Raw genomic sequence first — 21,324 nt, forward strand, 5'->3', positions numbered from 1 at the left:
GTCATGGTCGCCGAGCATCTCATCTCCCTCGCGCTGCCGTACTCGGCGCGGGCGGGCGAGGACTTCCACGTGTCGGTGTTCGTGACGCCGAAGCTCGCCGGCGACGCCGCGAGCGAGGCGAGCCCCGGCGGCACGACGCTCGCCGACTTCGCGGTCTTCCCGCACTGGGCCGCCGCCGTGCGCGACGGGCTCACCGTCGAGCTGCGCGACGACAACGGACAGGTCGCGTGCACGCCGATCCTCGACCCGGTCGAGCCGACGCTGTGGGACGCGCTCTTCCCCGGCACCACGCCGGTGCGCGCCAACGTCGTGCCGCCCCTCGCCGACCGCCGGTGGCGCACGTTCGACGCCCGCGGGGTGCACGACACCGGCAAGTTCATCGGTCTGCTCACCGCGGTCTCGTCGATCGTCGATCCGCCGGCCCCCGGCTCCCATCCGCTCGCGCGCGGGCTCGTCGACGTCCTGCGCCAGCTCGGCGTCATCTCCGAGGGTCGCCGCGGCATCGGCCCGGTCGACGACGAGCGCTGGACCGAGGTGCTCGACCGCGCCATCGGGGAGATCGGCGACGACCGCCGCGGGCCGCGGAGCGCCGACCGGTTCGCGAGCATCGCCGGCAACGGGATGCTGGGCGTCCTGGCCGCCCTCCACGAGGCGCGGCGCTACTACGACCGGCCCGAGTCGGCGAACGCCTACCAGGCCGTGCCCGACGCGCCGCCGCCCGATCCGCTGAAGCCCAAGCCGCCGGAGTTCCACGAGCGCGTCGCGACGGTCGGCGACCACGGCGAGCTGCTGCGCCGGCTCGGCCTCGTCGTCGACCTCGTGGTCGCCGACCCCGCGCGCCTGCGGACCTCGCGCTGGTTGACGGCGACGCTCCGCGTCCAGACCCCGGCGGCCACGGTGACCGGCGCAGCTCCCCGCGTGCGCTGCGAGGCCGTCGCCGACGGCGCGCTCGTGACCGTGCCGGCGACCGCCGAGTGGCGCCGCGGCGCGCTCGCGATCGGCGACACCGAGCGGTTCGCCGTGCTCGACGCCGACGCCGACGGCACGGCGCTCAAGGCCGAGCAGTACCTGCGGGTGCTCCCGCGGCTCATGCTCGGGCAGGCGAACCGCGAGCCCGTCGACGCGGCCTCGCCGGGCCTGCGCTCCCAGGGGTTCACCGTCGCGCGACGGGGCCAGGCATCCGCCCTCTTCGACCGGCTGGGCCGGCAGAAGCAGCTCGAGACGCAGTTCGCGACGCCGACGCCGCCGGCCGGCGGCGGCCTCGAGCTCATGAGCGAAGACGTCGCGCGCGGGATGCGCGTCGAGGTGTGGGACGTCGAGGATGCCGTGTGGCGGTCGCTGCACGCGCGGCGCACGACCGCGGAGATCACCGGGCTCGAAGGCCCCGTCGACCTCGGCGAGGGGCACGGGTTCATCCAGGGCGCCCCGGCGGAGGAGACGCCGGTCGCGCCCGGCAAGCCCACGCCGCCCGTCAACGTGCACGAGGCGATGTTCGGCTGGGAGGGGTGGAGCCTCTCGGTGCCCAAGCCCGGCAAGCGCGTGCGCAACGAGCTCGTCGCCCAGCCGGACGGCTCCACGCGGCTCGAGGAGGTCGTCGAGCCGCCGCCGACCGCGGTGCCGGTCGACGCGACCAACCCGATCGGGTTCACGAACGCGATCGTGCCGGGCACGCTCCCGCGCCTGCGTTACGGGCGCGAGTACGCGTTCCGCGCGTGGCTCGTCGACCTCGCCGGCAACGTGCGGCCGCCGCGTCTGCCCGCAGACGCGGGCGGTGCGCCGGAGGGCGGCGGCGCTCCGGAAGGCGGCGGCGGCCGCCTGCGACCGCGCATCGAGGGTGGGGGTCGTGTGGTCGGCCGTGAGGGGCTCGACCGCGGGGCCATCGGGCGCGAGGCGCTCGGACGGCAGGTCGAGGGGCGCCTCCAGCCGAGGATCCGCGGCCTCGACGCCGCCGCGCTCCGTGCACGACTGACCGCGGGGCTGGGGCGCGTGACCCTGCCCGACGACCTGTCCGCGCGCCTCGACGCGACGCTGACCACCGAGCTGACCCGGGATGCCGCGCGCCTGACCGCCGCGGCGGGCCTCGGCCGGCTGGGAGTCGTGGGAGAGACCCTGCGCGAGACGGCGGTGGCCGCCGTCGCGAACCCCGAGTCGGTCGTGCCGGAGCGTCCCGCGCCGACGCTCGGGCGGCGCGAGCAGAGCGTCCTGCGCACCGAGATCGCGTCCGTCCTCGGGCGGGTCGACGTCGCGGCCGCCCTCGGCGACGCCGATGTGCTCGCGGCATCCGCCCCCTCGCGCGCGGCGACGGTGACCGAGACCGTCCGCCAGGCGTTCCTCTCGGCACCGGGTGCCGCTTTCGGCGTCACCGCCGTGTCGGACCAGGCCACGCTGTCGCCCGCTGTCGCCGCGAGCCTCGGGCGCGGCGTCGCGACGATCCAGTCGGGACTGATCGACCCGGGTCTCATCCAGGAGGCGCTGCTGACGATGACGTCGCCGCGTCCCTTCCTGCGCTGGGACCCGGTGCCCCCGCCCACGCTCGTGCCGCGTGCGCGATACAGCGAGGGCGAGTCGCAGCGGGTCGTCGTGATCCGCAGCGGCGTCGCGCAGGACCCGTCCTCGCTCGAGGTGGTCGTGAGCCCGCCGGGGGCCTATCGCGACGCGATCGCGGCCGACGACCCCGGCACGGCGTTCCAGGCCGTCGGCCAGCGTCATGTCGTGCCGCCCAAGGTCGGCCAGCTGCAGGCCGAGTACCACGGCGCGTTCGACGAGCTGGTCGGCGACGGCTCGGCGGCGGGTCTCACCGCCGCTCTCGGCGTGGCCCTGCGCGAGAACGGCGCCCTCACCGACGTCGACGTCGCCGACATCGACGCGCCGGGCGCCCGCATCCCGGTGAGCGGCGTCGCCCTCGTGCACGACCCGGGAGTCGACCCCGGCGACCTCGTGACCCTGCCGCTGCCGCAGGGCGAGGCGCCGCCGGCGGGACAGTACGTCGTGCACGACGTCGACGACCTGGTGCTGCCGTATCTGCCCGACCCGCTCGCGCGCGGCGTGTCGCTCGTCTTCCCCGACGCGACCACCGACCCGACCCTGCCGATCCCGTTCGGCATCGAGGGCTTCACCGCCGACTACGAGGTCGACGAGCGCGGCTGGCCGCTCGTGCGGCCGTACCGCCTCACCCTCACCGAGGGGCCGACGCCGCGCGCCGAGGTCGCCGACCGTGTGATCGACATCGCGCTGCCGGCGGGCACGGTGCAGCGGTTCCGGCTGTCCAGCTGCCTGCAGCCGCGGGCGCTCCGCGAGCTCGGCATGTGGCGGAGCCTGCCGGCGAGCGTGCAGGCGCTCGAGATCGTCCGCGAGGCCGCGCGCGACGGCTATCTGTGGTCGCTCACGCCGAAGGAGGACGTCCTCCTCGTGCATGCCGTGCCGCGGCCCGTGCAGGCGCCCCGGCCGGTCGGCATCCGCTCGGTGCGGACCCCCTCGGCGACGTACGCGAGCTTCTTCGGCGGCGTGCACGTGCACGGGGCGAGCACCGAGCAGCTCACGATCGAGGCGTCGTGGGTCGACCCGGTCGACGACCTGGGGCTGCCGGTGTGGGATGAGCGTCCCGCCCGCGGCATCGCGGGCACCACGCGGGTCTCCGACCACGAGCGCCTCGGCATCCTGTTCGCGCAGGAGGCGCTGCCCGCGGGCGACGTCGACTGGGCCGCCGACCCGAGCATCCGCATCCACGGCACGCGGCACGAGTTCGGCGACACGAAGCACCGCATGGTCGACTATCGCCTCCGCGCCTCGACGCGGTTCCGCGAGTACTTCCCGCCGGCGCTGTTGACGGCGGGGACGGATGCCGCGGACTTCGACGACGGGTCGAGCGTCGTCAGCGACGTCATGCGGCTCTCGGTGCCGTCGTCGACGCGGCCCGATCCGCCCGTCGTGCACTCGGTCGTGCCGCTGTTCCGCTGGTCGCACGACGACCCGAACGCGGCCGATCCCGCCGACGACGCCGGCTCCACGCAGCCGGGGCAGCCGATCGCCGAGCGGCACGACCGCCGCGCGGGCCTGCGCATCTACCTGGAGCGGCCGTGGTTCTCTTCGGGGGAGGGGGAGCTCCTCGGTGTGCTGCTCGACGGCTCGTCACCCGCGGGGCCCTCGTCGCTGTGGGCGCGCGACCCGATCTGGCTCGGCGCCGGGTTCGACGACCCGCACCTGCACGCCCTGACCCTCGTGGACTTCTGGCGTGCGACGGGCGTCGACGACGTGTGGCGGCCCGGCGAGCCGGTGGCTCTGCGCACCGGCCTGAAGCTGCCGACCGGTGCGGGGACGGATGCCACGTACACCGCGACCGCGCTCGGCTACCGGCCGCAGTACAACCCGGAGCGGCGGCTCTGGTACGTCGACGTCGCTCTCAACCCGGGGGCCGTCGTGTGGCCGTTCCTGCGGCTCGCGGTCGCACGGTTCCAGCCGGAGAGCGTCGCCGGCCTCGAGCTGTCGACGCCCGTGATCACCGACTTCGTGCAGGTGCCGCCCGAGCGGACGGCGCTCGTCAGCCGCCTCGACGAGCACGAGGTGCGCGTCGTCGTGAGCGGCCCGATCGCCCTCCGGCGCGGGCCGTCGCGCGGCGACCAGGTGCAGGCCGACCTCGACGCGATCCGCCAGAACCGGCTCGTGGTGGCGCGGTTGCAGCAGGCCGATCCGGAGCTGCCCGGCGACCTCGGATGGATCACCGTCGACACGCGCCGCATGGACGTCGCGAGCTACGAGCGCGACCGTAGCCTGATCGCGTGGGGCACGACGCTGGGCGCGAACGAGGTGATCCCGCTGCAGCGGCCGGGGCCCGAGGCATCCGCGTGGCGAGTGACGGTCGAGGAGTGGGAGCGCTTCCCAGGCGACCCCGAGCCGGGCTCGACCGGCGTCGCCGCGCCGCCGCCGGTGTGGGAGCAGCGACTGGTCTTCGCCGACGAGATCTACCTCTGATCAACCTCTGACCGGCCGACGGTCGAGACGCCTGTGGGGGCGCCTGCCGCGGGCATCCCGGTCAGAAGGGCGGCGGCCCGTGCTGGACGCGGAAGACCGGCATCGGTCGCTCGGGTTGGACGATGTAGCGTCTGCCGGTCGGCGAGGTCCATTCGACGGCCCCGCCCTCCAATTGTCGGATCGTCCACCCGCCGTGGTGCTTGACGGTGTGGTGACCTTGGCAGAACGGGGCATGATTCCACACCGCGGTATGCCCGCCATGCTCCCATGCGACGTTGTGGTCGATCTGGCAGCGCGATGCGGGCATGCCGCACCCGGGAGCCATGCACCGATCCGCACGCCAGCGCACGAGACGCCGCATGGATGCCGGCGGGCGGTACCTCTTGCGTCCGACGGAGAGCACCGCTCCGGTCTCGGGGTGAGTGAGCACTCGCATCCAGCCGACGGCGCCGCCGCACAGCTGCCGCGCGGTCTCGATCGGGATGGGGCCGACGCCTTCGACCACGGCCGGATCGCTCGCGTCGGCACGCTCGTCATCGAGGAGCGCGAGGGCGGGGACGGTGACGACCACGCTCGCGCGGATGCCGCTCGCCTCGGCCGGATGCGCGGCGGTGTCGCCGTCGACGAGCAGGTCGCACATCACGTCTGCGCGGAGCTGATCGAGCGTGCGCGTCTCGCCGTCGCGAGCCTTCAGGACCTTCGCGATCGCGGTGGCGCGTTCGTGTGCGGCGTGCACCTCGACCGCGGGCGCGTACAGTTCGAGGGTCGCCATGCCGTCGCGGGCGGGCTCCACCCACGTGCGCCGTGCCGCGAGCGCCTCCTCGTGCCGTTCGGACAGGGTTGCCGCACGGGCCGTCTCGATCAGCGTGGCGAGCCTGCGACGGAACACTCCGACCGGTTCGGCCTCGGCCAGTTCGACGGCCAGCGGCGCGAGCCGCTCGCGCACGTCCGGCTCCACCCGCTCGAGCTCGTCGGTGAGGATCTCGGCGTGCCGCTCGGTGATCCGCGCGTGCGCCAGCGACTGCAGGGCGCCAGGGTAGCGCGCGGACAGCGCGGAGGCGCGGGTGATCAGCATCCCCGCCGCGTACTCCGACACGCGCAGCGCCGAGGCGAGCTCGAGCCGGAGCGAACGCTCGGCGATCTCAGCCACGCCGCCATAGGCGCCGCTTGCGAGTGCACCACGCCGCATTGCCTCGACGTTCGTGTATCGCTGTGCGGCGAACACCGCGACCATCGCGTCGACCTCGCACACGAGGCCGAGATCGTCGGGTCCATCGCCCGGCTCCGGCAGCGGCAACTGCATGCCCGCGAGCGGGTCGGGCGGCAGCTGGGCGTCGGGTTCCATGACTCCAGTATAGTACAAAAGAACGAGTGTATAGAGTGACCTATCTCGACGTATCATAGAGATGTTCGATCACGAGTCGCTGTTCTCGGCGTCCCGTCGTCCGGAGCGTCCGGTCTGATCGCCGCACGACGGGCAGCGATCGCACATCGCCGACGGTGACGCGGCGCCCGCGCACGCGGACGCACGAGGATCACGCTAATGTTCCGTCAGGATGCAACGGGGCATCCCGGCACGACGTGCCGAACGCGAAGGCAGGTTCCGGTGGTCGACGGTCAGGCGACGGCTTTTCTCAGCTTCCACCGCGCGGGCGAGGCGTCGGGCTTCACCGCCTTCGCCGAGGCGGTCGCGGCTGACGCCGCGGTCGCCGCCGGGTTCTCCGGCTGGCGGCTCTCGGTGCTCACGTCCCCGTTGCTGGACTGGGCCATCGCGGTCGTCTTCGACGACGAGGGCCACCTGCATGACTGGATGGACCGCGCCCGCGATCTGCTCGTCGGCGCGCCCTATCTCCGACTCGGGATGGAGCTGTTCGTCGACGGCGTGCCGCGCACGCCGGGCGTGCTGCTGGTGCGCGACGTCGCTCAGCCGGGGCGCGAGGACGCGTTCGTCGCGACCGCCGAGAACCTCGCCCGCGTGGAGCGCGCGCAGCCGGGCTACGAGGGCTCCGCCGTGTTCCCTCCGGCCCCGCACCAGCCGACCTGGTCGTCGATCATCCGCTTCCGCACCGAGGCGCAGCTGAGCGCGTGGCTCGCCTCCGCCGACCTGACCAGGGCCCTTCCCGACCGTGCGGCGCTCCTGAGCCAGGAGTCGCACGCGACGACGGCGACGTCGTTCGGCTCTACCGTGCGCATCACCGACGGTCACGCCGCCGTCACGCCCAGTTGGAAGACGGCGATGATGATCCAGTTGATCCTCTATCCCGCGGTCATGCTGCTGGCGCGCTTCGTGAACCCGCTCATCCACTCCTTCGCGCCGCAGCCCTGGCTCGCGACGTTCATCAGTCTCGCCGTCAGCATCGCGCTGCTGACCTGGGCGCTCATGCCGTTGGCGCATCGCGTGCTCGCGCGCTGGCTCGATCCGGTCGAGGGTGCGCGCCCGCGGGTGAGCCTCGTCGGCACGGTCGCCGTGTGCGCGGGCTATGCCGTCGTGCTCGCGATCTTCGGCTCGGTCCCCGTCCTGCAGCTCTGATCGATCGCGCACGGGTGCGCCGTTCGCCCGGCTCCCGCGTCATCCGACCGAACGAGGGCTGGATGAACGGATCCGGTGTTCTCAGCGACGCTTCGAGCGATCCAGCCTCGATCCGGGTCGCATTCGGCGCGAGAGCGGACCTCGTCGTCGACCGGAGCCGCCCGCGCGCTCAGAAGATCTGGATCGCGACGCAGCTCGAGGCCAGCACGACGAAGGCCACGAAGAAGCCGACCGTCGTCCACACGCCCTTCGACGAGCCGTCGGCGTCGTCCTCGGCGGCGGGGTTCTGTTCCGTCACGTCGGTCATGCGCCCGCCAATCTGCCGATGTCGGTCACGAGCGCCACGACGAGCACCGCGAACACGACAGCCATGAAGCCCGTGTACATCCATCGGTAGCGGTGGTTCGCGACCCAGAATCGGCGGACGCTGATCACGCCGTTGACGATCGCGAACGCGCACAGGGCGATGCTGATCGGGGTCGCGACGAGGCCGGCGACGGCGGCGATCGGGATGAGGATCGGGACCGCGAGGTAGGTGATCAGGCAGCGGACCGCCGAGACCACGATCGACACGCGGAACGCGCGATGAGCGCTGCCCACGGCACGGCGATCGGTCGTGGAGACGCGCAGGAGTCTGCGCATGACCCGGTCCGCGGGAGGGATCGTCGCCTCCTCGCGAGCGTCGACCTCGCGCACCTGCGTCGCTGACATCGAACCCACCTCGCCCCACTGTCGTCGCCGTGCGATGGTATCGCTGCCTCACGTAGCGGGGCCAGTCGTGAGGGCGTCTGCACAGCAGGCTACCCGGGACGCGCGCGACCTGTCGCATCCGGCTGGCGGTCTGTCGTGACCGCGCCGCGCCGCGCGATCGAGCACTTGTCAACCCCGTATGCGTGCGGCGGATGCCGGATCAGGCTCGATCGCATGAGCACTGTCATCCCCCAACCCCCCGAAGCGAGCGGAGTCACCGGCATCCCGCCGATCGACGCCGCGCTGCCCGGCGAGCAGCCGCAGGACGTTCCGGGCGCGCCGCCCGTTCCGACCGCTCCCGTGGAGCCCGGTCCTCCGCCCGCGCCTCCGACCGGCCCCGGCGAGCCGGACGCGCCCGAGCCGCCTCCAGCGCATCCGGACGAGCCGCTCGTCCCCGCACCAGAGGAGCCCCTCGCGCCCACGCCGGATGAGCCGACCGTGCCGGCGCCGCCGGAGCCGATCTGAGCGCCGACGTCGACGACAAGACCTGTGGTCAGAGATCGGTCGGATATTCCGCCCGGTCGGCGCCGCATATCCTCCGGTGTTCCGTGGGAGCCGGAGCAGGCGAATCGACGTCATGGACGAAATCCCGAGCCGAGGACCTCGTTTGCCGGAATCGTCTTCCACGCGGGCAAAAGAATGGTGCCCCTGGAGGGACTCGAACCCCCAACCGTTTGCTTAGGACGCAACTGCTCTTCCATTGAGCTACAGAGGCTGGCCCGTCGAGTCTAGTGCGACGGCATCCGCCGCACGATATCGCGGCAATGCATCGGAAATCGGCGGTTCTCCGGATGCCGTGGGCAACATGAATCCGAAGATGCGCCGATCTCCGACGATCGGCCGCGCGGCGTCAGGCCGCGCGACGGTCGATGCGTGCGACGGTCAGTGCGCGGCGTCGTACGCCTCGAGCACGGACGCCGGGATGCGGCCGCGCTCCGAGACCTTGTAGCCGTTCTCGGAGGCCCACGCGCGCACGGGTCCGTAGTCCCGCTGGCCGGAGCGGCGCTGCCGGCGATTGCCTCCGCCGGAGGCCGCGGCGCGGGACGACACCGAGCGGGCGGCGGCGATGTAGGGGGCGAGCGCGTCGCGGAGCGCCGCGGCGTTCGCGTCGGTCAGGTCGACCTCGTAGGCGACCCCGTCGAGAGAGAAGCGGACGGTCTCTCCCGCACCGACCTCCAGCACGGTTCCGTCGAGATCGTCGACGAGTTGATGCACGATTCTGCGAGCCATACGACAACTCTACCGACCCGATCCGCGTGACAATACGTCGCACCGGGAAAAGGACGGCATTCTCATCCGAGACAATTCGGCCCGTCCTTCGATCGTCCGCATTGTCGCATCGATATCGCGGCCCCGGACGTCTCGCCCGGGGCCGCGCATCCGCGGACGGCCTACACGCCCGAGGGGTTCGAGGGCTCGCCGGGGGAGCCGGCGAGGACGCGCGCCTCGAGGTCGAGGAGGAAGCGCTTGTGCTCGGGGGTCGCGCCGTACCCGCCGATCGAGCCGTCGGCGCGCACGACGCGATGCGCCGGCACCACGATCGACATCGGGGTGCGCGCGCACGCGGTGCCGACGGCGCGGTGCGCGCGGGGCCTTCCCGCGGTGATCGCGACCTCGCCGTACGATGCGGTCTCGCCGTACGGGATCTCGCACACCGCCTCGAGCGCCTCGCGCGTGAACCCGTGCACCAGGCGCCAGTCCAGCGCGAGCTCGAAATCCCGCCGCACGCCCGCGAAGTACTCGTCGAGCTGAGCGGCGACGGATGCCGTGGCCTCGTCGTCCGGCGACGGGAACGCGCCGAGCGCATGGCCGAGCTCGGCCAGGGCGTCGTCGTCGGGGCCGTCGAGCACCCGCAGGGCAACCAGGCCGTCGTCGCTCACGACGACGAGCACCTCGCCGATCGGCGTCGGGTGGAGGGAGAAGGCGGTGCGGGTCATGGCTCCATGATGAACCGCACCGGCGACGCCGACAGCGCGGTCCGCGACATCCGTGGACAACCCGGCCGGGTCCCCCGATGTGGAGGAATCCCCGGTCGCCGGGGGAGTCCCGGTCAATCGGGCGAAACTCGGCGGGCGCTCACCGCAGGCTCCGGCCGGGGCGCATAGGGTATTCGTGTGTGGCGATCAGAGGACGGCGCTGTGCCGGATGCGGATGATGCCGAGCACGCGACGTCCGTCGACCCGGGGGAATTGGGACTGTCCGAGCCGGGAGTGAATGTGATCCACGTCGCCGAGGCCGAACGCGACCGCCTGCGCATCGAGACCGCGCAGCTGGGCGGCCCGTCGACCCTGCTGCACTACGCCGACGGCGGCGACGCCGGCATCGACATGGCGAAGGCGCACCCGGGCAGCCTCCCGCAGTTCATCACCGGGCGCTCCACGCTGCTGTCGAACCTGTTCCGCGACGAGGTCGCCCTGCGCACCGCGCGCCTGGCCGCCGACCGGATCACCGCGAAGGACGTGGAGCTGCGCACCTCCCGCGGCCTCGACACGGTGAACCTGGCCGTCGGCATGGCCTCGTGGCGCGACGGCGAGCGGTCGTACGCCGCGCCCGTCCTGCTGCGGCCGCTGCGGATCCGCCGCCACCACGCCGACTTCGACCTCACGCTGCACGGCTCGTTCGTCGTGAACCCCGAGCTCGTGAACGCGGTCCGCGACCAGTTCGGCATCGAGCTCGACGGCCGCGAGCTGGCGTCGCTCGCCGACGAGACCGGCGTGTTCAAGCCGCAGCCGGTGATCGACCGCCTCCGCGCGCTGACGTCGCACATCGAGAGCTTCACGGTGCAGCCGCGGCTCATCGTCTCGACGTTCGCCGACGTGTCCTCCCCGATGGCGCGGGATGCCGCTGACCTCGACCATCCCGTGCTGAGCGCGCTCGCCGGCCATGCCGCCGCCCGCGAGGAGCTGTCGCTGCGGCGCGCGACCCCCGCGGTGGTCGGCGCCGACGAGCGCCCGCCGGCGTCGGACCGGCTGCTGCTCGACGCCGACGCCGAGCAGGAGGCCGTCCTGACCCGCATCACGGCGGGCCAGTCGCTCGTCGTGCAGACCCTTCCCGGCACCGGCGGGACGCAGACCGTCATCAACGCGGTCGGCGAGCTCGTGCGCGCCGGCAAGCGCGTGCTCGTCGTCAGCGCGCGCCGCTCCACGCTCGAAGGCGTCCGTCACCGGCTCGCCGGCATCGCCCTGCCGGGGCTCGCCGTCTCGCCGAGCCGCCTGCACCGCGACCTCATCCGGGCGATCGCACGCAACGAGAAGGCCCAGCCGCCCAAGGTGAGCGAGGTCGACGACGCGCTGGTGCGGCTGCGCGCCGTGCTGCGCGACTACCGCGTGGCGCTGACCGAACGGCATCCCCAGCTCGGCGTCTCGCCGCTGCAGGCCCTGCGCTCGCTCACGACGCTCGTGGGCCAGACGCCGACGCCCGCGACCGAGACGCGGTTCGACCTCGCCACGCTGCAGCGGCTGGCCACCCGACGCGTGGAGGCGACCGCGTCGCTCGCCGCGGCGGCGCGGCTGGGAGAGTTCCGCTTCGGCCCCGACGACTCGCCCTGGTACGGCGTGGCGTTCGAGACCACCGAGCAGGCCCGCGCGGCGCACGACCTCGCCGGGCGTCTGCACCGCACGGTGGTGCCGGTCATCCTCGAGCGCGGCTACGAGCTCACCGCGCAGACGCGCCTGCGGCCCTTCACGACGATCGCCGAGCTCGGCGGATACATCCGCCTGCTGCAGGGCATCCGCTCGTCCCTCGACCGCTTCAGCCTCACGGTGTTCGAGCGCCCGCTCGGCGACCTGATCCAGGCGCACGCGCCGCGCGGAACCGCACCGGCGATGACCAGGGCAAACCGCCGCCACCTGCGCCGCCTGGCGAAGGAGTACGTCCGGCCCGGCATGCACATCGGCGACATGCACGACGCGCTCGTCCGCGTGCAGGCGCAGCGCAACGGCTGGGAGCGCCTCGTCGACCCCGGCGTGCTGCCCGATCTCCCCGCCGGCCTCGACGACCTCGCGGCCGCGTGGCAGAGCGTCGACGCCGACCTGGGCGAGCTGGACCGCATCGTGGGGCGCACGATGCCCCTGGCCGAGACGCCGATCCCCGAGCTCCTGCGCACGCTCGCCGGGCTCGCCGCCGAGTCGGCCGTGTTCGACAACCTGGTCGAGCGGGCCGCCCTGCGCAGCGACCTCGCCGCGCTGGGACTGGAGCCCCTGCTCACCGAGCTGTCGATGCGCCACGTGCCCGAGGAGCAGGTGGCCGCCGAGTTCGAGTTCGCGTGGTGGCAGTCGGTGCTCGAGGCGCTGCTGCGCAGCGAGCGTGCGCTGCTGGGCGCCAACACGTCCGTCGTCGACCGCCTCGAGCGCGACTTCCGCCTGGTCGACGAGGCCCACGCCGCGTCGTCGGGTCCGCTCCTGGCCGCCGAGCTCGCGACGCGCTGGAGGATCGCGATCGTCGACGAGGCCGCCGAGGCGAACGCGTTGAAGGCCGCCCTGCGCGCCGGCACGTCCGACGCCGCCGAGCTGATCGCCGCGGCGCCGACGCTGCTGCGCACGCTCGCACCGGTGTGGCTGTCCACGCCCTACGACGTGCCGGCGATCCCCGACCGTCCCGACTTCGACGTCGTCATCGTCGCGGATGCCGGTGCCCTGAGCCTCGCCGAGGCCGTTCCGGCGCTGCGTCGCGCGCGCCAGGTCGTGCTGTTCGGCGACCCCGTCACGCAGCGTCCGACGCCGTTCCGCGTGGCGGCGGGCCGTCCGGCCGACGGGGACGACCTCGACGCCGAGTTCGACACCACGAGCGTGTTCGAGCGGCTCGCCGAGCTGGTGCCGGTGGAGACGCTCACCCGCAGCTACCGCGCCGGCGGCGAGGACCTCGCCGAGCTCGTCAACGACGCGTTCTACGGCGGCGAGATCGTCTCCCTGCCCTGGGCGGGCTCGTACCTCGGCCGCGGCAGCCTCACCGTCGACTACGTCGAGGGCGGCAGCGGAACCCCCGACCCCATCACCGGCGCGGTCGAGAGCCCCGAGACCGAGGTGGCGCGCGTCGTGACGCTCGTCGTCGAGCACGCTGTGAACCGCCCGGCCGAGTCGCTCATGGTCGTGACCGCCTCCGCCCGTCACGCCGAGCGCGTGCGCGCGGCCGTCTCGGCGGCGTTCGCCGGGCGCGCCGACGTCGCCGACTTCGTCGGACGCGACACGGCCGAGCCCTTCGCGGTGCTCACGCTCGACGAGTCGGTCGCCGAGAGCCGCGACCGCGTGATCTTCTCGCTCGGGTTCGGCCTCACCAAGCACGGCCGCGTGCTCAGCGACTTCGGCGACCTGTCGCGTCCCGACGGGGAGCGGCTGCTGACCGTCGGCATGACCCGTGCGCGCCGCTCGATGGTCATCGTGTCGTCGATCCGTCCCTCGTCGTTCGACGACGGCCGGCTCGAGTACGGCGCGGCCACCCTCATGTCGGTGCTCGGCGGCCTCGCCGCCCGCGCGCGCGACGCGCGCCTCGAGGACCTCGCCGACCCGCTCACGCTCGGTCTCGCGCGGCACCTGCGCGCCCTCGGCGTCGCCGTCGACGTGGACTACCGCGGCCGGCTGCCGCTGGTCGCCCAGCGCGAGGGCAAGGCGGTCGTCGTGGAGAGCGACCCCGAGACCACGGGGGAGTCGCTGCGCGAGTCGCTGCGGCTGCGGCCGCAGATCCTGCGCCGGCTCGGCTGGCACTACATCCGCGTGCACGCGTTCGACCTCTACAGCGACCCGGCCGACGTCGCCTCGCGCATCGCGGCGATCCTCGGCGTCGAGCCCGAGACGCCGACCACCGACACGACGACGCAGCCGATCGATGTCATCGAGTGACCGGCAGCGCGTCGTCCGCGTGCCCGGCTCCCGCCGTGCGCAGCTGACGCCCGTGCCCGGCACGACCGGCGAGCCGACGGCGGCCGAGACGACGGATGCCGCGACCGCACGGGCGGTCACGGCATCCGGTCCCGACGGATCGGGCCCCAACGACGAGCGGCTGCGCCGCGAGGTCCCGCCGCACTACTGAGCCGAGCGCGGCGGGGCCTCGGCGGCTCAGGCCTTCGGAGCGCTGCTGCGCTCGAGCAGGTCGCGGATCTGGACGAGGAGCTCCTGCTCGGTGGGGAGCTTCTCCTCTTCCTCCTCGACGACGCCGGCCTTGGCGGCCTGACGCTCCTTCCACGTGTTCATCGGCAGGACGAACACGAAGTAGACGACGATTGCGACCGCGAGGAAGCTGATCGCCGCGTTGATGAGGTCGCTGACCGGGAACGTCACGGGGCCGTGCAGGCCCGGCACGGTCCAGCCGATCGTGCCGTTCTCGTCGGGCGCCCAGACGAGCGCGATGAGCGGCTCGATGACGCTGGCGACGACGGCGTTGACCACCGCCGTGAACGCGGCGCCGATGACGACGGCGACCGCGAGGTCGATGACGTTTCCGCGCATGATGAAGTCTTTGAATCCCTTGAGCATGGTGTCCTCCCCGTTCGTTGCTCGATTCAGTTGTCGCCGCTCGCGGCCGGTGCGGCGGCGGCCGCGGCCGGCTTCGCCGACGCGGACTCACCCCCCGAGGCCGCGGCACGCGAGTCGGTGCGGTAGAAGCCGGAGCCGTTGAAGGTGACTCCGATCGAGTCGTAGCGCTTCCGCAGGGCGCCGCCGCACTGCGGGCACTCGGTCAGCGCCGGCTCGGCGAACGACTGGACCGCGTCGAAGCGGTGCCCGCAGTCCTTGCAGGCATAGGCGTACGTGGGCATGGGACCTCTGGTTGTCAGCGTCGCGCAGAGAGCGTGACGGTGCGAGTGGGGGTGACGACCCCGGTGACCGGCTGGTCGTGCACGTCCCGCGGGACGTCGTCGACGAGTTCGGAGTCGAAGATGACAGCGTAGACCGGAGGACAGCCCTCCATCGAACCGAGGGTCTTGTCGAAGTAGCCGCGACCCCAGCCGAGCCGCATGCCGGTGCGGTCCACCGCGGCCGCCGGGATCACGAGCAGGTCGACCTCGCCGACGGCCATCGGGCTGAGCGTCTCGCCGGCGGGCTCGGGCAGGCCGAACAGGCCTTCGACGACCTCCCCGTCCTCGTCGGCGACGGCCCAGTCCAGCAGCCCGTCGGCACGCGTGACCGGCAGCAGGACCCGGATGCCGCGGCGCACGGCATCCGTCACGAAGGAGCGCGTGCCCGGCTCGGTCGTCGTGGACAGGAAGCACGACATCGAGCGCACGCCCAAGGACTCGACGAGCCGGTCGAGCTGCTCGTGCACGCCCTCCGACGCGGCCTCGAGCGCCGCCGCGGAGCGCTGGTGACGTCGCTCGCGGAGGTCGGCACGCATCGCACGCTTGGCGTTGTCGAGGGCGTCGGCCATACCCTCGATTGTAGGCGCGGGTGTCCGCGGAGCGGCATATCGGCCGATCACAGCGACATCGATAGAGTTGACCGCATGCCCCAGCACCCCATCAAAGCCGTCATCCCCGCGGCCGGGCTCGGAACGCGCTTCCTGCCGGCGACGAAGGCGATGCCCAAAGAGATGCTCCCCGTCGTCGACAAGCCCGCGATCCAGTACGTGGTGGAAGAGGCGACCGACGCGGGGATCGAAGACATCCTCATCATCCTCGGCCGCAACAAGAACGCGCTGTCGAACCACTTCGACTCGGTGCCCGAGCTCGAGTCCAACCTCAAGAACAAGGGCGATCTGGCGCGGCTGCAGCGCGTGCAGGAGTCGAGCGGTCTCGCCGACATCCACTTCGTGCGCCAGGGCGCACCGCGCGGCCTCGGGCACGCCGTGCTGCGCGCGCGTTCGCACGTCGGCGACTCGCCGTTCGCCGTGCTGCTCGGCGACGATCTCATCGACGAGCGGGATCCGCTCCTGACCACGATGCTCGAGGAGCACGAGCGCACCGGCGTGTCGGTGATCGCGCTCATGGAGGTCGACCCCGACCACATCCACATGTACGGCGCCGCCGCGGTCGAGGCCGGCGACGACCCGAACATCGTGCAGGTCACCGGCCTGGTCGAGAAGCCCAAGGCCGAGGAGGCGCCCTCGAACCTCGCCGTCATCGGCCGCTACGTGCTCACGCCGGACGTGTTCGAGATCCTGGCCCGCACCGCGCCGGGCAAGGGCGGCGAGATCCAGCTCACCGACGCGCTGCAGGAGCTCGCGACGCAGGGCCGCGTGCGCGGCGTCGTCTTCCGCGGTCGGCGCTACGACACCGGCGATAGGCTGGACTACATCAAGGCCATCGTGCAGCTCGCCGCGGATCGTGACGATCTCGGACCCGAGCTGCGTCCGTGGCTGAAGGACTTCGCGGCGACGCTCTGACGCCGCCCTGCGCGAGGGGAGTCGCGTGGACCCGACCGCGCCGCGCCAGCACGGGCCGTTCTCGATCCGGCTCGTCAAGTCGCGCGATGCGCGCGTGCTGCAGTCCGAGCTGATGGACAACCGGTCGTGGCTGCGCCCGTGGGAGGCGACGAGCCCCGACGGGGCCGTGTCGCTGGACATGAGGATCGGCGTGCGACGACTGCTGCAGCAGTATCGCGACGGCGGCGGCGTGCCGTTCGTGATGGAGTACCAGGGTCAGGTGACCGGTCAGCTGAACGTGTGGGGGATCGCACGCGGGTCGCTCTCGTCGGCCACGATCGGGTACTGGGTGAGCGAGCGGTACGCGGGCCGGGGCATCACGCCGACGTGCGTGGCGCTCGCGACCGACGTGTGCTTCACCGACCTGCGCCTGCACCGCATGGAGGTGTGCATCCGTCCGGAGAACCACGCGAGCCTGCGCGTGGTCGAGAAGCTCGGCTTCCGCTACGAGGGACTGCGCCGCAAGTACATCCACATCGACGGCGAGTGGCGCGACCACTACGCGTTCGCGCTGGTGCGCGAGGAGGTCCCGGAGGGCGTCCTGGAGCGCTGGGTGTCGGGCCGCGTGCCGCGGGATGCGGCCACGATCCCGCCCGCCGACCGCCTGGCGACCTGACCGGAACCTTCGACCTGCAGTCGAACGTGAGACACGCGGGCGGATGCCGGGGCCACGACGGCGAGTGGCCCTACCGTGGACAGCATGGGTGAGCAGGTCCTCGGCGGTGGTGTGATCGTTCTCGTCGCTGTGGTCCTGTGGCTCGTCTACCTGCTGCCCTCGTGGCACCACCGCCACCAGTACAACGCCGCCGAGCGCAACGCCGTGCGCCTCAGCCAGGCCCTGCGGGTGCTCGCCGAGACGAGCGACGCGCCCGACGAGGTGCGCGTCGAGCTCAACGCGCGCACGGCGCACGCGCAGCAGCGGCTCGCGAAGCGCGCGCTCGCCGAGCGCGAGCGGGCGGCGCTCGAGCGAGAGCTCGCCGACCGCGAGGACGCGAAGACGGAACGCGAGCGCGAGCGCGCCGAACGCGCGGCGCGCCGTGCAGCCCCGGCGGCCCGTCGCGCCCGTGCACGCCGCCGGCTCCGGCTGCTCATGACGACGATCGGCATCGCCGGCGTCGGGGCGGCCGCGTGGGGCGCCTACGAGATCGTGACGACCGGCGCGCAGCTCCTCCTGTGGGCCGGCGTCGCCACCGCGCTCGTGGCGGTCCTCGTGCTGTGGCGCGCGTCGCGCGTCAACGCGCGCGCCGTCGCCAAGGAGGTCGAGATCGAGGCCCGTCCGGTCGCATCGGTCCAGGACGTCGCGCTCGAGGCATCCGATCGGCAATGGGCGCCCCGCACCCTGCCGCGGCCGCTCACGTCGCAGCCCGGCTCGCGTGCGGCCGCGGTGCTCGACGCGGAGTCGGCTCGTGCGGCCCTCCGCCAGGCGGCGCTCGAAGAGGCCAAGCGCGCTCGCGCCGAGGCGCTTCGTCCGACCTCGATCGAGGTCGCCCGCTCGGCCCGTGCGGCCGCGCCGCGTCTCGACGACGCCGAGATCGAGGCGCACGTGCGCGAGCTCCTGCGTCGTCGCGCCGCCGGCTGAGTATCGGTTCGAGAACGCTCACCGACACGCCGGTAACTCGTACTTGACGCGCTCCCAGCAAATGGTCAGGATGAACCGAGCGGCCTAACACGTGTTAGACCGCGATGAGTTCCCCTCCAGAGAAGGAGCAACATAGTGGTTGACCTCACACGGAGAGCGATGATCGGGGCCCTAGGGCTCGGCATCGTCGGCACGGCCATATCGTGGCCGCGCCTGACGGGTGCCGATATCCCGGGTCGCGGCGAAGACGCTCTCACCATCGCCCTGTTCGGCAACGCGCAGGCCGCGGCGGACCGCCAGGAACTCGTGGACGCCTTCCAGCGCAAGCACCCGGGCATCGCGGTGCGGATCGTGGCCATCCAGGGTCAGGACTGGAGCACGTTCTTCGCGAAGATCCTGACGATGGTGGCCGCAGGCAGCCCGCCCGACATCGTCTCGGTGGCCACCGAGGGCACGCAGCTGTTCGCCTCGCGCATGGCCGCCCCGATCGACGAGTACGTGCAGCGCGACGCCGACGAGATGAAGGAGTACTTCGACGACACGCACCCGGCGCTCGTCGACTCGATGCTGTACAAGGGCAACCTCTTCATGCTGCCCGACAACTTCAACGCCGCCAACGTGTTCTACAACACGTCGGCGCTCGCGAACGCCGGCATGGAGCGGCCCAGGGACGACTGGAGCCTCGACGACTTCTTCGCGGTGGCGCGCAACATGAAGTCGGGCAATCCGGGCTCGTTCCTGCCGTACTTCTGGAACAACCGCCTGTGGGGCGGCGTCGTGCCGTGGCTCTACATCAACCAGACCAGCTTCCTCACCGAAGAGAAGGCTCCCGGCGGCGAGTGGCTGTGGGACAAGTTCTACCCCGACATCGCGCCCCGTGGCGGCGGCTACCTGTGGGAGAGCGCGGACGCGCTCAACGACAAGACGGTGGAGAGCTTCGCGGTCCTCGAGCAGATGGTCCGCGAGGGGCTCGCGGCCAACCCGGCGCAGGGCGGCGGCAACGAGCTGGTCGCCCTGTTCTCCACGGGTGCGGTCGGCATGACCCCGGCGGGCGGCTTCTGGGTGCAGGGCCTCCACGACGCCGGCGTCGGCAACGACGAGTACGACGTGACGTACTTCCCGAAGATGCGCGGCCAGCGGCACCAGTTCGGCGCCGGCGGCTACGCGATCATGGACACCTCGCCGCGCAAGGACGAGGCCTGGGAGTGGCTGAAGTTCGCCGTCTCGGCCGAGGGGCTGCGGATCGCGCACAAGAAGCCGGACTCCTCGATCCCGCGGAAGTCGATCAACGACGAGGTCTACGGCGCGGGGCTCGGCCCGAAGCACTGGGAGGTCTTCTACGACACGCTGGAGAAGTTCCCCGACACGGGACCGATGCCGGCGCCGCCGCAGCAGGCGGCCGTCGAATCCGCGCTGATCAAGAACGTGGTCGGCACGATCACCAATGGACCGGATGGGGTCAGGCGGGGTCTCGAGACCATGCAGCGCGACCTCGAACTCGCACTGAGGGAGCGTTGATGGCTACGACAGTCGCCCCGCCGACCACGCGTACCGTGGTGACGGGCAAGAGAAAGGGAAGCGCACCGGAGGGCAAGCGCGGCAGCCGCCTGCTCATCTGGGTGTTCCTCGCGCCGACCCTGATCGGACTGGGGCTGTTCGCCTTCATCCCGATCATCGGTTCGGTGATCCTCGCGTTCTTCCGCTGAGACATCATCACCGCGCCCGAGTTCGTCGGCGTCGACAACTTCGTCGAGCTCGCGTCGAACCCCACGGTGCGGGTCTCGTTCCTGAACACGATCGGGTTCGTGATCGTCGCGGTGATCGTGCAGCTCGCGGTCGCACTGGGGCTCGCGATCCTCGTGCAGTCGAAGATGCCGAACTGGCTCCGGACGTTCTTCCGCTCGTCGCTGTTCTTCCCGCTCATCCTGTCGGCGGCATCCGTGTCGCTGATCATGGCGTACCTGTTCAACCAGGAGTTCGGTCTCATCAACCAGTTCCTGAGCTTCCTGGGCTTCGCGAAGGTCGGCTGGCTGACCACCGGCTTCGGGGCGAAGGTCGTCGTGCTGCTGGTGTACGTGTGGCAGAACTTCGGCTTCACGTTCCTGATGTTCATCGGCGGCGTCTCGGCGATCCCGAAGGAGGTCTACGAGGCTTCGTCGATCGACGGCGCGACCGGCTGGACCCAGTTCCGCCAGATCACGCTGCCGCTCGTGAGCCCGACGATGCTCGTCGCCTCGGTGATGGCGATCATCAGCGCGCTGCAGATCTTCGACCAGCCGTACGTCCTCACGCGAGGCGGCCCCGGCGACGAGACCCGCACCGCGGTCATGGTGATCTACGAATCCGCCTTCCAGCAGCTCGAGTTCGGTCTCGCCTCGGCGATCGGCGTCGTGCTGACCGTCCTGATCATCGTGGTCACGGCGATCCAGTTCCAGCTCAGCAAGCGTTACGTCTTCTACGGGTGAGGTCAGAGAATGTCCATTGATGCAGTAGAGAAGCGTTCCCCGCTGAGCAGGCTCGGAGCGTTCGGGAAGTTCTTCGTCCTCGGGCTCGGCGTCTTCCTCACGCTCGGTCCCGTGGTGTGGACCCTGATCACGGCGCTGACGCCGACCGACCCGGTCACCAACGTCACCTCGTTCGGCCTCGCCGCCTTCGCGGACGTGTTCGCGAAGATCCCGGTGTGGCTGTACACGTGGAACAGCGCCCTGGTGACGGTGATCGTCGCCCTCGGGCAGATGCTGTCGGCGGCCATGGCCGGCTACGTGTTCGCGCGGTTCGAGTTCCGCAGCAAGAAGCTGCTGTTCGGCCTCATCCTCGCCACGATGATGGTCCCGATGCAGGTCACGATCGTGCCCGTCTTCATGCTGATCCGCGGCATGGGGCTGGCCGACACCCTGCTGGCGCTCATCATCCCGGCGCTGCCGACCGCGTTCGGCACGTTCCTCATGCGGCAGTACTTCATGGGACTGCCGCCGGAGCTCGCCGAGGCAGCCGAGATCGACGGGGCGGGCCCCTGGAAGGTGTTCTTCAGCATCTACCTTCCGCTGGCCACGCCGGGTCTCGCGATCGTCGGCATCCTCGCGTTCAACTACCACTGGAACGAGTTCTTCCGACCGCTCATCATGACGATCAGCGAGCAGAACTTCAC

18 protein-coding genes, 1 tRNA gene and 1 pseudogene are annotated in these 21,324 nt (G+C 71.9%); 11 read left to right on the forward strand and 9 right to left on the reverse strand.

Annotated features, from left to right (window positions below):
- The first annotated feature begins 3 nt into the window (after positions 1-3).
- The gene (locus WML84_RS01560; RefSeq protein ID WP_347344403.1) at positions 4-4,968 is read left to right on the forward strand and encodes a hypothetical protein; all 4,965 of its coding nucleotides are present in this window, start codon (positions 4-6) and stop codon (positions 4,966-4,968) included.
- A gap of 61 nt (positions 4,969-5,029) precedes the next feature.
- On the opposite strand, the gene WML84_RS01565 is transcribed toward WML84_RS01560, so the two are convergent.
- Entirely contained in the window at positions 5,030-6,313 is a 1,284-nt protein-coding gene (locus WML84_RS01565) for a DUF222 domain-containing protein (RefSeq protein ID WP_347344404.1), read from the reverse strand.
- Between the two features lie 261 nt (positions 6,314-6,574).
- On the opposite strand from WML84_RS01565, the gene WML84_RS01570 reads away from it, so the two are divergent.
- The gene (locus WML84_RS01570) at positions 6,575-7,498 is read left to right on the forward strand and encodes an antibiotic biosynthesis monooxygenase (RefSeq protein ID WP_347344405.1); all 924 of its coding nucleotides are present in this window, start codon (positions 6,575-6,577) and stop codon (positions 7,496-7,498) included.
- Positions 7,499-7,667: 169 nt separating this feature from the next.
- Here the strand turns inward: WML84_RS01570 and WML84_RS01575 are convergent, their stop codons facing one another.
- Both WML84_RS01575 and WML84_RS01580 read right to left on the reverse strand, forming a co-directional pair.
- Complete coding sequence (locus WML84_RS01575) at positions 7,668-7,805, reverse strand: hypothetical protein (protein ID WP_347344406.1); 138 nt, start codon at positions 7,803-7,805, stop codon at positions 7,668-7,670.
- A complete protein-coding gene (locus WML84_RS01580; protein ID WP_347344407.1) occupies positions 7,802-8,209 on the reverse strand; it encodes a hypothetical protein in 408 nt (135 codons plus the stop codon). Before WML84_RS01580 ends, WML84_RS01575 begins: the two co-directional genes overlap by 4 nt.
- A gap of 213 nt (positions 8,210-8,422) precedes the next feature.
- On the opposite strand from WML84_RS01580, the gene WML84_RS01585 reads away from it, so the two are divergent.
- Positions 8,423-8,713: a hypothetical protein gene (locus tag WML84_RS01585; RefSeq protein ID WP_347344408.1), complete on the forward strand. Its 291-nt coding sequence runs from the start codon at positions 8,423-8,425 to the stop codon at positions 8,711-8,713.
- Between the two features lie 175 nt (positions 8,714-8,888).
- On the opposite strand, the gene WML84_RS01590 is transcribed toward WML84_RS01585, so the two are convergent.
- The 3 genes from WML84_RS01590 to WML84_RS01600 form a co-directional block, all read right to left on the reverse strand.
- A tRNA-Arg gene (locus WML84_RS01590) sits at positions 8,889-8,963 on the reverse strand.
- A gap of 167 nt (positions 8,964-9,130) precedes the next feature.
- Positions 9,131-9,478 carry an Lsr2 family protein gene (locus WML84_RS01595; RefSeq protein ID WP_347344409.1) on the reverse strand — a complete coding sequence of 116 codons (348 nt, stop codon included), beginning with the start codon at positions 9,476-9,478 and terminating at the stop codon, positions 9,131-9,133.
- 161 nt (positions 9,479-9,639) lie between these two features.
- A complete protein-coding gene (locus WML84_RS01600) occupies positions 9,640-10,185 on the reverse strand; it encodes a methylated-DNA--[protein]-cysteine S-methyltransferase (RefSeq protein WP_347344410.1) in 546 nt (181 codons plus the stop codon).
- Positions 10,186-10,386: 201 nt separating this feature from the next.
- On the opposite strand from WML84_RS01600, the gene WML84_RS01605 reads away from it, so the two are divergent.
- Positions 10,387-14,082 carry an AAA family ATPase gene (locus tag WML84_RS01605; protein WP_347344411.1) on the forward strand — a complete coding sequence of 1,232 codons (3,696 nt, stop codon included), beginning with the start codon at positions 10,387-10,389 and terminating at the stop codon, positions 14,080-14,082.
- Complete coding sequence (locus WML84_RS01610; protein WP_347344412.1) at positions 14,069-14,272, forward strand: hypothetical protein; 204 nt, start codon at positions 14,069-14,071, stop codon at positions 14,270-14,272. Before WML84_RS01605 ends, WML84_RS01610 begins: the two co-directional genes overlap by 14 nt.
- Positions 14,273-14,298: 26 nt before the next feature.
- On the opposite strand, the gene mscL is transcribed toward WML84_RS01610, so the two are convergent.
- From mscL to WML84_RS01625, 3 genes are read right to left on the reverse strand one after another with little or no spacing between them, the layout of a single operon-like run.
- Positions 14,299-14,715, reverse strand: a complete 417-nt coding sequence (gene mscL, locus WML84_RS01615) for a large conductance mechanosensitive channel protein MscL (RefSeq protein WP_347344413.1) — start codon at positions 14,713-14,715, stop codon at positions 14,299-14,301.
- 26 nt (positions 14,716-14,741) lie between these two features.
- Complete coding sequence (locus tag WML84_RS01620; protein WP_347344414.1) at positions 14,742-14,996, reverse strand: FmdB family zinc ribbon protein; 255 nt, start codon at positions 14,994-14,996, stop codon at positions 14,742-14,744.
- A 14-nt stretch (positions 14,997-15,010) separates the two neighbouring features.
- Positions 15,011-15,604, reverse strand: a complete 594-nt coding sequence (locus WML84_RS01625) for a 5-formyltetrahydrofolate cyclo-ligase (RefSeq protein ID WP_347344415.1) — start codon at positions 15,602-15,604, stop codon at positions 15,011-15,013.
- Between the two features lie 75 nt (positions 15,605-15,679).
- Here WML84_RS01625 and galU point away from each other — a divergent pair, with 75 nt between their 5' ends.
- From galU to WML84_RS01655, 6 genes and pseudogenes are all read left to right on the forward strand, one after another.
- A complete protein-coding gene (gene galU, locus WML84_RS01630) occupies positions 15,680-16,558 on the forward strand; it encodes a UTP--glucose-1-phosphate uridylyltransferase GalU (RefSeq protein ID WP_347344416.1) in 879 nt (292 codons plus the stop codon).
- A 25-nt stretch (positions 16,559-16,583) separates the two neighbouring features.
- Positions 16,584-17,213 carry a GNAT family protein gene (locus WML84_RS01635; RefSeq protein ID WP_347344417.1) on the forward strand — a complete coding sequence of 210 codons (630 nt, stop codon included), beginning with the start codon at positions 16,584-16,586 and terminating at the stop codon, positions 17,211-17,213.
- An 84-nt stretch (positions 17,214-17,297) separates the two neighbouring features.
- Positions 17,298-18,176 (forward strand): large exoprotein, encoded by an 879-nt coding sequence (locus tag WML84_RS01640; RefSeq protein WP_347344418.1) that lies wholly within the window; start codon positions 17,298-17,300, stop codon positions 18,174-18,176.
- A gap of 159 nt (positions 18,177-18,335) precedes the next feature.
- On the forward strand, positions 18,336-19,694 hold the full coding sequence (locus WML84_RS01645) for an extracellular solute-binding protein (protein WP_347344419.1): 1,359 nt from the start codon (positions 18,336-18,338) through the stop codon (positions 19,692-19,694).
- Positions 19,694-20,641: pseudogene (locus WML84_RS01650) on the forward strand (sugar ABC transporter permease). The gene WML84_RS01645 and the pseudogene WML84_RS01650 overlap by 1 nt, the downstream one beginning before the upstream one ends.
- 9 nt (positions 20,642-20,650) lie before the next feature.
- Positions 20,651-21,324, forward strand: a 674-nt coding sequence (locus WML84_RS01655) for a carbohydrate ABC transporter permease (RefSeq protein WP_347344420.1), incomplete at its 3' end; no start/stop codon positions are given.

The organism is Microbacterium sp., from assembly GCF_039812165.1.
Classification (GTDB): Bacteria; Actinomycetota; Actinomycetes; order Actinomycetales; family Microbacteriaceae; genus Microbacterium.

Coding starts and splice junctions, on each gene's coding strand:
- WML84_RS01560 (WP_347344403.1), top strand. CDS start 4: ATGGTCGCCGAGCATCTCATCTCCCTCGCGCTGCCGTACTCGGCGCGG.
- WML84_RS01565 (WP_347344404.1), bottom strand. CDS start 6,313: ATGGAACCCGACGCCCAGCTGCCGCCCGACCCGCTCGCGGGCATGCAG.
- WML84_RS01575 (WP_347344406.1), bottom strand. CDS start 7,805: ATGACCGACGTGACGGAACAGAACCCCGCCGCCGAGGACGACGCCGAC.
- WML84_RS01580 (WP_347344407.1), bottom strand. CDS start 8,209: ATGTCAGCGACGCAGGTGCGCGAGGTCGACGCTCGCGAGGAGGCGACG.
- WML84_RS01585 (WP_347344408.1), top strand. CDS start 8,423: ATGAGCACTGTCATCCCCCAACCCCCCGAAGCGAGCGGAGTCACCGGC.
- WML84_RS01595 (WP_347344409.1), bottom strand. CDS start 9,478: ATGGCTCGCAGAATCGTGCATCAACTCGTCGACGATCTCGACGGAACC.
- WML84_RS01600 (WP_347344410.1), bottom strand. CDS start 10,185: ATGACCCGCACCGCCTTCTCCCTCCACCCGACGCCGATCGGCGAGGTG.
- WML84_RS01610 (WP_347344412.1), top strand. CDS start 14,069: ATGTCATCGAGTGACCGGCAGCGCGTCGTCCGCGTGCCCGGCTCCCGC.
- mscL (WP_347344413.1), bottom strand. CDS start 14,715: ATGCTCAAGGGATTCAAAGACTTCATCATGCGCGGAAACGTCATCGAC.
- WML84_RS01620 (WP_347344414.1), bottom strand. CDS start 14,996: ATGCCCACGTACGCCTATGCCTGCAAGGACTGCGGGCACCGCTTCGAC.
- WML84_RS01625 (WP_347344415.1), bottom strand. CDS start 15,604: ATGGCCGACGCCCTCGACAACGCCAAGCGTGCGATGCGTGCCGACCTC.
- galU (WP_347344416.1), top strand. CDS start 15,680: ATGCCCCAGCACCCCATCAAAGCCGTCATCCCCGCGGCCGGGCTCGGA.
- WML84_RS01640 (WP_347344418.1), top strand. CDS start 17,298: ATGGGTGAGCAGGTCCTCGGCGGTGGTGTGATCGTTCTCGTCGCTGTG.
- WML84_RS01645 (WP_347344419.1), top strand. CDS start 18,336: ATGATCGGGGCCCTAGGGCTCGGCATCGTCGGCACGGCCATATCGTGG.